The organism is Pseudomonas sp. fls2-241-R2A-110 (genome assembly GCF_030209165.1).
Lineage (GTDB): Bacteria > Pseudomonadota > Gammaproteobacteria > Pseudomonadales > Pseudomonadaceae > Aquipseudomonas.
On record NZ_JARVSN010000007.1, the window covers coordinates 314,457 to 326,958 of the forward strand.

At 58.9% G+C, this 12,502-nt stretch carries 13 protein-coding genes; 8 read left to right on the top strand and 5 right to left on the bottom strand.

What is annotated here, in order from left to right:
- The first annotated feature begins 109 nt into the window (after positions 1-109).
- From moaC to aotJ, 4 genes are all read left to right on the top strand, one after another.
- Positions 110-583: a cyclic pyranopterin monophosphate synthase MoaC gene (gene moaC, locus QRN31_RS06815; RefSeq protein ID WP_285430961.1), complete on the top strand. Its 474-nt coding sequence runs from the start codon at positions 110-112 to the stop codon at positions 581-583.
- Positions 580-822 (top strand): molybdopterin converting factor subunit 1, encoded by a 243-nt coding sequence (gene moaD / locus QRN31_RS06820; protein ID WP_285430962.1) that lies wholly within the window; start codon positions 580-582, stop codon positions 820-822. The genes moaC and moaD overlap by 4 nt, the downstream gene beginning before the upstream one ends.
- Before the next feature lie 2 nt (positions 823-824).
- A complete protein-coding gene (moaE, locus tag QRN31_RS06825; protein ID WP_285430963.1) occupies positions 825-1,277 on the top strand; it encodes a molybdopterin synthase catalytic subunit MoaE in 453 nt (150 codons plus the stop codon).
- A 278-nt stretch (positions 1,278-1,555) separates the two neighbouring features.
- A complete protein-coding gene (aotJ, locus tag QRN31_RS06830) occupies positions 1,556-2,332 on the top strand; it encodes an L-arginine-binding protein AotJ (RefSeq protein WP_285430964.1) in 777 nt (258 codons plus the stop codon).
- Positions 2,333-2,437: 105 nt separating this feature from the next.
- Here the strand turns inward: aotJ and QRN31_RS06835 are convergent, their stop codons facing one another.
- The 5 genes from QRN31_RS06835 to QRN31_RS06855 form a co-directional block, all read right to left on the bottom strand.
- Entirely contained in the window at positions 2,438-3,064 is a 627-nt protein-coding gene (locus QRN31_RS06835; RefSeq protein WP_285430966.1) for a helix-turn-helix transcriptional regulator, read from the bottom strand.
- An 89-nt stretch (positions 3,065-3,153) separates the two neighbouring features.
- Positions 3,154-4,281 carry an NAD(P)/FAD-dependent oxidoreductase gene (locus tag QRN31_RS06840; RefSeq protein WP_285430967.1) on the bottom strand — a complete coding sequence of 376 codons (1,128 nt, stop codon included), beginning with the start codon at positions 4,279-4,281 and terminating at the stop codon, positions 3,154-3,156.
- A 148-nt stretch (positions 4,282-4,429) separates the two neighbouring features.
- On the bottom strand, positions 4,430-5,377 hold the full coding sequence (locus QRN31_RS06845) for an ornithine cyclodeaminase family protein (RefSeq protein ID WP_285430968.1): 948 nt from the start codon (positions 5,375-5,377) through the stop codon (positions 4,430-4,432).
- Between the two features lie 124 nt (positions 5,378-5,501).
- Positions 5,502-6,989 (bottom strand): ATP-dependent RNA helicase RhlB, encoded by a 1,488-nt coding sequence (rhlB, locus tag QRN31_RS06850; protein ID WP_285430969.1) that lies wholly within the window; start codon positions 6,987-6,989, stop codon positions 5,502-5,504.
- Positions 6,990-7,086: 97 nt separating this feature from the next.
- Positions 7,087-7,743, bottom strand: coding sequence for an alpha/beta hydrolase (locus tag QRN31_RS06855; RefSeq protein WP_285430970.1), 657 nt, complete (start codon positions 7,741-7,743; stop codon positions 7,087-7,089).
- A gap of 467 nt (positions 7,744-8,210) precedes the next feature.
- Here QRN31_RS06855 and QRN31_RS06860 point away from each other — a divergent pair, with 467 nt between their 5' ends.
- The 4 genes from QRN31_RS06860 (at position 8,211) to QRN31_RS06875 (ending at position 12,372) form a co-directional block, all read left to right on the top strand.
- Complete coding sequence (locus tag QRN31_RS06860) at positions 8,211-9,242, top strand: amino acid ABC transporter substrate-binding protein (protein ID WP_090188122.1); 1,032 nt, start codon at positions 8,211-8,213, stop codon at positions 9,240-9,242.
- 65 nt (positions 9,243-9,307) lie between these two features.
- Positions 9,308-10,489: an amino acid ABC transporter permease gene (locus QRN31_RS06865; protein ID WP_285430972.1), complete on the top strand. Its 1,182-nt coding sequence runs from the start codon at positions 9,308-9,310 to the stop codon at positions 10,487-10,489.
- Between the two features lie 10 nt (positions 10,490-10,499).
- Positions 10,500-11,597, top strand: coding sequence for an amino acid ABC transporter permease (locus tag QRN31_RS06870; protein ID WP_285430973.1), 1,098 nt, complete (start codon positions 10,500-10,502; stop codon positions 11,595-11,597).
- 10 nt (positions 11,598-11,607) lie between these two features.
- Entirely contained in the window at positions 11,608-12,372 is a 765-nt protein-coding gene (locus QRN31_RS06875) for an amino acid ABC transporter ATP-binding protein (protein WP_149628833.1), read from the top strand.
- The last annotated feature ends 130 nt before the right edge of the window (positions 12,373-12,502 follow it).

Sequence of the window (12,502 nt, forward strand, 5' to 3'; positions counted from 1 at the left end):
CTATCGCGAGCAGGCTCACTCCCACAGGATTCAATGTGATCGGATAATCGTGCGTGCGGAAAATTGACCCGCAGGTTTACAATCGACGCTCCTGATCAGGAGTATCCCTGTGCTGACTCATCTCGATTCCCAAGGTCGCGCCAACATGGTCGACGTCACTGAAAAAGCCGTGACGTTCCGTGAAGCGACGGCCCAAGCGCTGGTGCGCATGCTGCCCGAAACCCTGCAAATGATCGTCAGCGGCGGTCATCCCAAAGGCGATGTGTTCGCCGTGGCGCGCATCGCCGGCATCCAGGCCGCGAAGAAAACCAGCGATTTGATTCCCTTGTGCCATCCGCTGATGCTGACCGGTGTCAAAGTCGAACTCAGTGCCGAAGGCGAGGACACGGTGCGCATCGTCGCGCGTTGCAAGTTGTCCGGGCAGACCGGCGTCGAGATGGAAGCACTGACCGCTGCCAGCGTTGCCGCACTGACGATCTACGACATGTGCAAAGCCGTCGATCGGGGCATGACCATTGAAAGTGTGCGGCTGCTGGAGAAAGTCGGCGGCAAGAGCGGCCATTTCCAGGCGGATCAGCCATGAACCTCACCGTGAAGTTTTTTGCCCGTTACCGCGAAGCGCTCGGAATGGATTCGTTGGACGTTGAAGGCAATTTCGCCACGGTCGATGATGTGCGCGCATTGCTCGCCCAGCGTGACGGTGCCGAGGTGCTGAGCGAGCAGAACCTGATGTGCGCCCGTAATGAAGACCTGTGTCAGCTCGATGAACCGGTGGCGGACGGTGATGAAGTGGCGTTCTTTCCGACCGTGACGGGGGGCTGATCATGGCCATTCGCGTGCAGTCCACGGCATTCGATCCGGGTGCTGAAGTCAATGCGATGCACGCCGCCAATGTCGGCGTCGGCGCGGTGGTGAGTTTTGTCGGTTACGTGCGCGACTTCAATGACGGGCTCGACGTGGCCGGGATGTTCCTTGAGCACTACCCGGGCATGACCGAAAAGGCGCTCGCCAAGATTGCCCTTGAGGCTGAGCAGCGATGGCCGTTGCTCAAGCTCGAAGTACTGCACCGAATCGGCGCCCTGGAGCCGGGCGAGCCGATCGTCTTCGTTGGCGCCGCCAGCGCCCACCGCCAGGCTGCGTTCGATGCCTGCGCCTTTGTCATGGACTACCTGAAGACCCGTGCGCCGTTCTGGAAGAAAGAAAACACCCGTGAGGGGCCGAGATGGGTGGAAGGGCGTGACAGCGATCATGCGGCGGCAGATCGCTGGAAGCAGTAGATCTTCAGAGTTCTCAAGTACGCCATCGCGAGCAGGCTCGCTCCCACATTGGAATGCGGTCAACTGTGGGAGTGAGCCTGCTCGCGATGAGGCCATCCGCATCACTGAATAACTTCCTGACTTCTCACCCGACCATCGGCCAGGCTCAACCCTGTTCAGCCGATTGACGATCTATACATAAAAGTCCAGTATGGAATTATAAGTACAAAAAAGGCGTTTCCCGTTTCTGCTCTTTCTTCTGTCTTGCCAAACCAACAACAACCCGCGAGAGAACGAACATGAAGAAATTCCCCCTCATCACCGGTCTGGCGCTGAGCCTGTTGGCGTGCAGCTCTGTGTTCGCCGCTGACAAAACCCTGCGCATTGGCATCGAAGCCGCCTATCCGCCATTCGCATCCAAAACCGACACCGGCGAGATCGTGGGTTTCGACTATGACATCGGCAACGCCCTGTGCGCGCAGATGAAGGTCAAATGCGTGTGGGTCGAAGGCGAGTTCGACGGCCTGATTCCTTCGCTGAAAGTGAAGAAAATCGACATGGCGCTGTCGTCCATGACCATCAACGAAGACCGCAAGAAGTCGGTGGATTTCACCCACAAGTACTACTTCACTTCATCGCGCCTGGTGATGAAGGACGGCGCGGTTGTCGATGACCAATACGCCAGCCTCAAAGGCAAGACAGTGGGCGTTCAGCGTGCAACCACCACCGACCGTTACGCGACCGAGGTTTTCGAACCCAAGGGTATCAACGTCAAGCGCTACGGTAACAACGAAGAAATCTACATGGACCTGGCAGCGGGTCGCCTCGACGCCATTTTTGCCGACACCATTCCATTGAGTGACTTTCTGTCGATGCCGCGTGGCAAGGGCTATGCCTTTGTCGGGCCGGAACTCAAGGACCCGAAATACGTCGGCGAAGGTGCGGGGATTGCGGTACGCAAGGGCAATACCGAGTTGGTCAGTGAACTGAACACCGCCATCGACGGCATCCGCGCGAGTGGTCAATACCAGAAGATTTCCGAGAAATACTTCAAGTCCGACATCTACGGCGACTAATCGATAGCTATCGCGAGCAAGCTCGCTCCCACAATGGACCTGTGTAGCAGGACTAATGTGGGAGCGAGCTTGCTCGCGATGGGGCCCGATCAGCCAATAAAAATCTTAGCCCTTCAATTCCTTCAAATGCTTGTAAACAGTCGCACGTCCCATGTTCAGCACATTGGCCACATAGTTCGATGCGCTTTTGCCCTTGAAGGCCCCTTCGGCGTGCAATGCCAGCACCAGTTCGCGTTTGTGGTCGCGTGTCAGCAGGTTCAGGCTCAGCTGACGTTCACGCAGCCATGCGTGCAGGAACGTATTGATCCGCTCCTGCCAGTCATCGCGAAACAGTGCGTCCGGTTGCGGGATGAGCTTGCTTGGCGACAGGAACAAATCCAGCGCCGCTTTCGCGTTTTCAAACAGTGAAATATTCAGATTGATGCACAGCACCGCCAGCGGATGACCTTCGCTGTCGCGTAGCACGCTGCTCAGACTGCGAATCTTCTGACCATCCCAATTGAGCTTTTCGTACGGCCCGATGTTTCGTTCGCTGATGTCGTCGCTGAGCATGTCTTCCAGCGCGGCGTCATCGCCGACTTCCCGCTTGGACAGGTTGTTGGCGATGTAGTCGATTTTTTGCGTGCGCAGGTCGTGCAGCACCACCTCGGCGTGGGGGAAGAACAGGGTGGCGATGGCATCGGCGATCGCGCGGTAGTTGTCCAGGGCCGGGTCTTTTTCAGGTGCATTCATACGGTGGAGCTCCAGGCAGCGTCAGCGCCCTGCAAAAAGGGCGCTGGAAGTTTGCCGCAATCGTGTCGGCACGTCACCTGAGGACGAAATCAGCCCAGGCGAGCGGGGGATAGCATCTCGGCATCCAGACCGAAACGAGTGAGCGGCTCGGGCAAGGCTTCGCCGCGTACCAGCGCCGCGCTGGCCTGGCCCATGGCCGGTGAAGTCTGGATGCCATAACCGCCTTGTGCCGCGACCCAGAATAGCCCCGGCACTTGCGGATCGAAGCCGCTGATCAAATCGCCATCGCTGACGAAGCTGCGCAGGCCGGCCCAGGTGCGGGTCGGGCGGCGGATGGTCAAGGTGGTGGCTTCTTCGATCTGATAGATGCCCATGGCGATGTCCAACTCTTCAGGCTGTACGTCGTGGGGCTCGACCGGGTCGGCATTGGCCGGCGAGCCAAGGAACATCCCTGCGTCGGGTTTCATGTAGAAGGATTCATCGAGGCTGACCAGCATCGGCCAATGGTGAATGTCCACGCCCTCGGGACCGGCGAAGATGAACGCCGCGCGCCGTTTCGGTTGCAGGCCCAGCGGTTTGGCGCCGGCCAGTTCACCGATCTTGTCGGCCCACGCACCGGCGGCATTGATGAGAATCGGCGCAGTGAAGGTCGCGCCGTTGGTTTGAACCTGCCACAGACCTGCGGCATCACGGCTCAGACCCAGCACTTCGCTGTCGGTGTGGACTTCGCCTTTGTTGCGACGAATGCCGCGCAGATAACCCTGGTGCAGGGCATCGGTGTCGATGTCGCTGGCGGTCGGGTCGTAAATGGCACCGTGGACTTTTTCCCGGCGCAGGATCGGCAGGCGCGCGCAGGCTTCGTCGGCATTGAGCAGTTGCATCTCAGGCACCGTGGCTTTGGCGCTCAAGTATTGGTTGTTCAGTTCGGCCGGATCGCCGGTGAAGTCCACGGTCATCTCGCCGCGCTGGGTCAGCAGCGGGTGTTCGCAGAAACCTGTCGGTGGTGCGTCGAAGAACTCGCGACTGGCCTGGGTCAGCGCCCGCACCTGCGGCGTGCCATAGGCTGCGGTATACAGTGCGGCGGAGCGTCCGGTGGAGTGATAGGCCGGATGGGATTCGCGTTCGAGCACAATCACGCGGGCGTGCTGCGACAACCAGAAACCGGTGGAAGCGCCGGCAATCCCGCCGCCGATGATGATGAAGTCTGCCTGGCTCATGAACGTCTCCTGTGGGGCGTAAATGCCGAAATATTGGAGATCCCTTGTGGGAGCGAGCTTGCTCGCGATGGCGGAAATTCAGTCAACATCATTGCTGAATGGCAGGCCGCTATCGCGAGCAAGCTCGCTCCCACAGGGGCTAGGGGGGTTAGTACTGTAGGCGGTAAATGGCGTTTGCCAGCGCGATGTCTTCCAGGCCCAGGCCGATGGAGCGGAAGAACACATGGCGATCGTAGTCAGGCCGTTGCACTTTTTCACTGAGCAGATCGGGCAAGTCGCCGATGATCGAGCTTTTGTCCCAGCCATGTTGCTCGCCTGCGATCAGCATTTCACCCGCCGAGCCCGGAGTGGTCAGGCGATAGTCGCAGAACACGTGCATGTCCTTGAGGCTCTGCGGCGGCACTTCATGGGCGCGCGGCGCATTGGTGCTGATGGACGTGATCAGTGCCGGTTTGCTCAGGCTTGCCGGATCGATCACCGGACCTGCGGAGGAGGTGCAGAGCATGATGACATCCGCATCGTGAACGGCGGCTTCACGACTGTCGACGAGTGTGAGGCGTGGATCGAGGTTTTTGAGCTGTGCCAGTGCCTCGCAATCCAGTTCGCTCAAGCCTGGCGAATAAAGGCTGATGCTCTGCCATTCGCGCAGATCCTTGACGTAATGCAGGTGTGCCTGAGCCACTTTGCCGCTGCCGATAATCGCCAGGCGTTGTGCTTGCGGTGGGGCGAGGGCGTCGATGGCGACGGCGGTCGTTGCGGCTGTGCGAGCGGTGGTCAGTTCGCCGGCATCGCATAGCAACAGCGGTTGGCCGGTCTGCATCGACATCAACAACGTCCATGCAGTCACCAGCGGACCCTGCTCACGGACGATGTAAGGCGAAGTCTTGACCCCGTAAACGCCGTCTTCGGCCAACACGCCCAGATAGTTGATGAAATCACCGGCGCCTTGGGGGAATTCCACCAGTTGTTGAGATGGTTGCACAGCTTGACCGGCAGCCAGGTCGCGAAACAGTTTGCGCAGGATCTTCGGCACATCCACCTGTGCCAGCAGCTCGCGGGCCTGAGATTGGTTGATCACGTAGGGCGTACTGGACATGGTCGGCTCCGAGCTAAAGTAAACTAATTTGTCCATTATGGACTTTTAGTTGTCTTGAGCAACATCGAGGCGAAAAAAAAGCGCAGTCCGTTTCCGGCTGCGCCTCTTTCGCTAAAGGCCCGTGTTATGGGCGCTTACGCTCTACCGCCCGCAGTAGATGCGTCGGCGGCGTTTCACAACTGATTTTGCGACCCAGCAACGCCTCGATGGACGGTAGCTGGTAGGAGTCATCTTCACCGGCAAAACTGATGGACACGCCATCAGCGCCTGCGCGACCGGTACGGCCGATGCGGTGCACGTAATCGTCAGGGACTTCCGGCAGCGTGAAGTTGATCACGTGGCTGATGCCATCGATGTGGATGCCGCGACCGGCAACATCGGTGGCGACCAGGACGCGGATCTTGCCTTCGCGGAAACCTTCCAGGGTCTTGATGCGTTTGTGCTGCGGGACATCGCCAGACAGTTGCGCGGCGTTGACGCCATCACGCACCAGGCGCTCTTCAATGCGCCGCACTTCATCCTTGCGGTTGGCGAACACCATCACCCGCTCCCAACCGTTGTCGTTGACCAGGTTGTAGAGCAGTTTGTATTTGTCGGCGCCGGCCACGGCGTAGATGTGTTGCTCGACATTTTCGCTGGCCACGTTCTGCGACTCGATCTCGACGATCGACGGGTCGGTGGTCCATTGCTTGGCCAGGTTCATCACGTCTTCGGTGAACGTCGCGGAGAACAGCAGCGTCTGACGCTCGTTCTTCGGCGGTGTCTGGCGAATGATCTGACGCACTTGTGGGATGAAACCCATGTCGAGCATCCGGTCGGCTTCGTCCAGCACCATCACTTCGACCATGTCCAGGTGCACGTCGCCACGCTGGTTGAAGTCGAGCAGACGGCCCGGGGTGGCCACGAGGATGTCGCAATGGCGGGCTTCGAGGTGCTTGAGCTGCTTGTCGAAGTCCATGCCGCCGACAAACGTCATCACGTTGAGGCCGGTGTACTTGGTCAGGTCGGCGGCGTCCTTGGCGATCTGCACCACCAGTTCCCGGGTGGGCGCGATGATCAACGCGCGGGGCTCACCCATGTAGCGCTCTTTGGGTGGCGGGGTTTCCAGCAGCTGAGTGATGATCGAGATCAGGAACGCAGCGGTTTTGCCGGTGCCGGTCTGAGCGCGACCGATGGCGTCTTTACCCGCGAGGGTGAAGCCAAGCACCTGCGCCTGGATCGGCGTGCAGTACGGGAAGCCCAGGTCCTGGATGGCGTGCATCAGTTCCGGGGCGAGTTTGAAATCGTGGAAGCGGGTTTTGCCTTCCAGGGGTTCGACGGCGAAGTCTTCGAGTTTCCACGGGATAACCGGTGCCTTTGGCTTGGGTTCGCGACGTGGTTTCGCAGGTTTCTGGGCTTCGCTGCTCGGCTGTTCAGAGGCAATGGCCGGGGCGGATGGGGCGGCCGGTGTGGTCATCGGCTCGTGTTTCGGTGCCGCTACGGTTGCGGTCTGGCCAGGCTGAATACCGTCGGTGCGGTGGCTGGGGATGTGAGACGGAGCGCTGGAGACTGGCGCGAGCTGCTCAGCCTCGCTCTTACCGAACATTTTCTTGAGTGCTTTGAGCACGGTCATCTCATCAATTGGTTAAGGAATGTACGCCGGCCAGTGTAATGCAAGAATCGGGCGCGGCGTAGTGGGATGATCAATGGGCGGTTTTTAACGTCAAGGGTTAACCCAAGCGCTCGGCAAGCCAGACGCCTATGTCGCGAATTTCTTCGGGTAACACTTCGTGACCCATTGGGTATTCCTGCCATGTCACGGTGACACCATGCTGCTTTAAATACTCGTAGGCGGTGCGACCCATGGAGTTTTGCACCACGTCATCGTACTGGCCGTGCAAAGACAGCACGGGAATGCGCTGCTGGCTGGCCGAAAGCTCCAGTTCATCGCTGAAGGTCGGTGCATAAGTCGAGAGCGCAAGTACGCCGCCCAACGGTCCCTGCCATTTAAGAAAGGCTGCGTGCAATACCACGGCGCCGCCTTGGGAAAAACCGGCGAGAAAGATCCGCGAAGCGTCTATTCCGCTGGCCTTCTGCTCTTCTATCAAATCGATGACCCGTTGCGCGGACTCCTCCAGCTGCTCGCGACTGATCGCGCGTGCCGGGCTCATGGCCAATATGTCGTACCAGCTGGGCATCTCGTAGCCACCATTAATAGTGACCGCGCGGGTCGGTGCCTGCGGCAGGACAAAACGGGTGGTCAGCAAATTTTCCTGCAGCGCTTCGGCCACCGGCAGGAAGTCGTAGCGGTCGGCGCCCAGGCCGTGCAGCCAGATTACGCAGGCGTCTGCGGGCTTGACGGGTTGAAGAATCAAGGGCTCGGTCATGGCTGCTCCAATAGTGTGCATGCGCTCTCATTGAGTGCGAGATGTGAGTGCGCGTCAGGTTGATCAGTTACGAAGATGTCGCAAGGCTACAAGTTTTGCTATTGACCTGTCGCTGAATCGCTTTAGCGAGCGGTCTGGTACGGGCTTTGCTATGGGAAGCCTGTACGAAAAATCCCACGCCTGTCGGTAACACTATCAGGCCATTGTTAGTGGTGGGATAGCAAAAAATCCGGTGATGGATGTTCGCCAGTGGCCGCTACGGGCTTCGCGAACGTGAAAGGGCTACCGCCCGTTCGGCCGATTGGTGAGAAGTGAGTGGTCCATGATGTGGATTTTCTCCTACTAGACTCATAGCGCAGGTCCTACGTCGGTTGACCCCAAAAAAAACCAACACGGGTCAATTACGCCTCATAAGGGTGCGACTGGACTCAAGCTCCGACACAACAAGAGCAAAACTGGAGGTTTGAATGAAGATGTTGAAATCCACCCTGGCTATCGTGACTGCTGCTGCAGTGCTTGGTGTCAGTGGGTTCGCTCAGGCGGGTGCAACCCTGGATGCAGTGCAGAAAAAAGGTTTCGTACAGTGCGGTGTCAGTGATGGTCTGCCGGGCTTCTCGGTTCCAGACGCTACCGGCAAGATTCTGGGGATCGACGCGGACTTCTGCCGCGCTGTGGCGGCTGCCGTTTTTGGCGACGCGACCAAGGTCAAGTTCAGTCAGTTGAACGCCAAGGAGCGCTTCACCGCGCTGCAGTCTGGCGAAATCGACATTCTGTCGCGCAACACCACCATGACCAGCTCCCGTGATGCGGGTATGGGCCTGAAGTTTCCTGGCTTCATCACTTACTACGACGGCATCGGCTTCCTGGTAAACAACAAGCTGGGCGTTAAAAGTGCGAAGGAACTGGACGGTGCAACCATCTGCATCCAGGCCGGTACCACCACCGAGCTGAACGTTTCCGACTACTTCCGCGGCAACGGTCTGAAGTACACCCCGATCACCTTCGACACCTCCGACGAAAGCGCCAAGTCGCTGGAATCCGGTCGTTGCGACGTGCTGACCTCCGACAAATCCCAACTGTTCGCCCAGCGCAGCAAGCTGGCGTCGCCGAAGGACTACGTCGTTCTGCCGGAAACCATTTCCAAGGAACCACTGGGCCCGGTCGTGCGTAATGGCGACGACGAGTGGCTGGCCATCGTGCGCTGGACTGGCTACGCCATGCTCAACGCTGAAGAAGCCGGCATCACTTCGAAGAACGTCGAAGCCGAAGCCAAAGCCACCAAAAACCCTGACGTAGCTCGTCTGCTGGGCACTGATGGCGAATACGGCAAAGACCTGAAAGTGAAGAAAGACTGGGTCGTGCAAATCGTCAAACAAGTCGGTAACTACGGCGAAGTGTTCGACAGAAACCTGGGCAAGAGCACTCCGCTGGAAATCGACCGCGGGCTGAACGCTCTGTGGAACAACGGCGGCATTCAATACGCACCACCAGTGCGCTGATGGTTCTATCACCCGGTGGGCCAACCACCGGGTGATGTTCTGTTCCATTACATCCGGGGCACTTCATGCAAAATTCAATCGGCGCACCAAAGCAGAGGCTCAGCCTCAGCGATCCCAAAGTGCGTGCGTGGCTATTTCAGATCATCACCGTTGTGGCGGTGGTCTCGATGGGTTGGTATCTGTTCGACAACACGCAGACCAACCTTCAACACCGGGGCATTACCTCCGGTTTCAGCTTTCTGGAGCGCAGTGCCGGTTTCGGCATCGCTCAACACCTGATCGACTACACCGAATCGGACACCTATGCCCGAGTGTTTGTCATCGGCCTGCTCAACACGCTGCTGGTGACCTTTATCGGCGTAATCCTGGCGACGATCCTCGGGTTCATCGTTGGTGTTTCACGGTTGTCGAAGAACTGGATCATCAGCAAGCTGGCGACGGTCTATGTGGAAGTCTTCCGCAATATTCCACCGCTGCTGCAAATCCTGTTCTGGTACTTCGCGGTGTTCCTGACCATGCCGGGGCCGCGCAACAGCCACAACTTCGGTGACACCTTCTTCGTCAGCAGCCGAGGCCTGAACATGCCCGCGGCGTTGGTGGCGGACGGTTTCTGGCCGTTTGTGGCCAGCATTGTCGTGGCCATTGTCGCCATCGTGCTGATGAGTCGCTGGGCCACCAAGCGCTTCGAAGCAACCGGCGTACCGTTCCATAAGTTCTGGGTCGGTCTGGCAATGTTCCTGGCGATCCCGGCGCTGTGCGCGCTGATCTTCGGCGCGCCACTGCACTGGGAAATGCCCAAGCTGCAAGGCTTCAACTTTGTCGGTGGCTGGGTGCTGATCCCGGAACTGCTGGCGCTGACCCTGGCCCTCACGGTGTACACCGCGGCGTTCATCGCCGAGATCGTGCGCTCGGGTATCAAGTCGGTCAGCCACGGCCAGACCGAAGCGGCGCACTCGCTGGGTTTGCGCAACGGCCCGACCCTGCGCAAGGTGATCATCCCGCAAGCCCTGCGCGTGATCATCCCGCCGCTGACCAGCCAATACCTGAACCTGGCGAAGAACTCCTCGCTGGCGGCCGGTATCGGTTACCCGGAGATGGTGTCGTTGTTTGCCGGCACGGTGCTGAACCAGACCGGGCAGGCGATCGAAGTCATTGCCATCACCATGAGCGTGTACCTGGCGATCAGTATCAGCATTTCCCTGCTGATGAACTGGTACAACAAGCGCATTGCGCTGATCGAGCGGTAAGGAAAAGCGCATGAGTACTCATACTTTCAAGCCTGATATGCCGCCACCGAGCAAAGTCTTCGGGCCGGTGGCGTGGATGCGCGCGAACATGTTCTCCAGCTGGCTGAACACGCTGCTGACCCTGTTCGCGTTCTATCTGATTTACCTGGTGGTTCCGCCGATCCTGCATTGGGCGATCCTGGACGCCAACTGGGTCGGCACTACTCGCGCCGACTGCACCAAGGAGGGCGCCTGCTGGGTGTTCATCCAGCAGCGTTTCGGTCAGTTCATGTACGGCTACTACCCGCCGGAGCTGCGCTGGCGCGTGGACCTGACCGTGTGGCTGGCAGTCATCGGCATCGCACCCCTGTTCATCTCGCGCTTTCACCGTAAAGCGGTGTACGGGCTGAGCTTCCTGGTGCTGTACCCGATCATTGCCTACTTCCTGTTGCATGGCGGCGTCTTTGGTTTGACCAACGTTGCGACCAGCCAATGGGGCGGCTTGATGCTGACCCTGGTGATCGCCACCGTCGGTATTGCCGGTGCCTTGCCACTGGGGATCGTCCTGGCCCTGGGCCGTCGTTCGAACATGCCGGCGATTCGAGTGGTCTGCGTGACCTTCATCGAGTTCTGGCGCGGCGTGCCGTTGATCACCGTGCTGTTCATGTCCTCGGTGATGCTGCCGCTGTTCCTGCCCGAAGGCATGAACTTCGACAAACTGCTGCGGGCGCTGATCGGCGTGATCCTGTTCCAGTCGGCCTACGTCGCCGAAGTGGTGCGCGGTGGTCTGCAAGCGATCCCCAAAGGTCAGTACGAAGCGGCCGCCGCGATGGGCCTCGGTTACTGGCGCAGCATGGGCCTGGTGATTCTGCCGCAAGCCCTGAAGCTGGTGATCCCTGGCATCGTCAACACCTTCATTGCGCTGTTCAAGGACACAAGCCTGGTGATCATCATCGGCCTGTTCGACCTGCTCAACAGCGTCAAGCAAGCCGCCGCCGACCCGAAATGGTTGGGTATGGCCACTGAAGGTTATGTGTTCGCGGCCCTGGTGTTCTGGATTTTCTGTTTTGGTATGTCGCGCTATTCCATGCATCTGGAACGCAAGCTCGACACTGGCCACAAGCGTTAGGAGTTCTGTAATGAGCGAAGCAATCAAAAAGCCTGTGAGCCCTGAAGGCATTATTCAGATGCAGGGCGTGAACAAGTGGTACGGCCAGTTTCACGTGTTGAAAGACATCAACCTGAACGTCAAGCAGGGCGAGCGTATCGTGCTGTGCGGCCCGTCGGGTTCCGGCAAGTCCACCACCATTCGTTGCCTCAACCGTCTGGAAGAACACCAGCAGGGTCGCATCGTGGTTGATGGCGTGGAGCTGACCAACGACCTCAAGCAGATCGAGTCGGTGCGCCGTGAAGTCGGCATGGTGTTCCAGCACTTCAACCTGTTCCCGCACCTGACCATCCTGCAGAACTGCACGCTGGCGCCGATGTGGGTGCGCAAGATGCCCAAGCGCCAGGCCGAAGAAATCGCCATGCATTACCTGGAACGCGTCCGCATTCCGGAGCAGGCGCATAAATTCCCGGGCCAATTGTCCGGTGGTCAGCAGCAGCGTGTGGCGATTGCCCGTGCGTTGTGCATGAAGCCGAAAATCATGCTGTTCGATGAACCGACTTCAGCACTCGACCCGGAGATGGTGAAAGAGGTGCTCGACACCATGATCGGTCTGGCCGAAGACGGCATGACCATGCTTTGCGTGACCCACGAAATGGGCTTCGCCCGCACCGTGGCTAACCGCGTGATCTTTATGGACAAGGGTGAAATCGTTGAACAGGCTGCGCCGAACGACTTCTTCGATAATCCGCAGAATGAGCGGACTAAGTTGTTCTTGAGCCAGATTCTGCATTGATGCTCAGTTGAGTGGTTAAACAAACCCGGCCTCGTGCCGGGTTTTTTTATGGGTTGTTGGGGGCATATCCGTTGGTGCGGTAACGGCGGCTTAGGGTTCCGCCCTGACGGCGGGTCACTTGGAAAAGCCC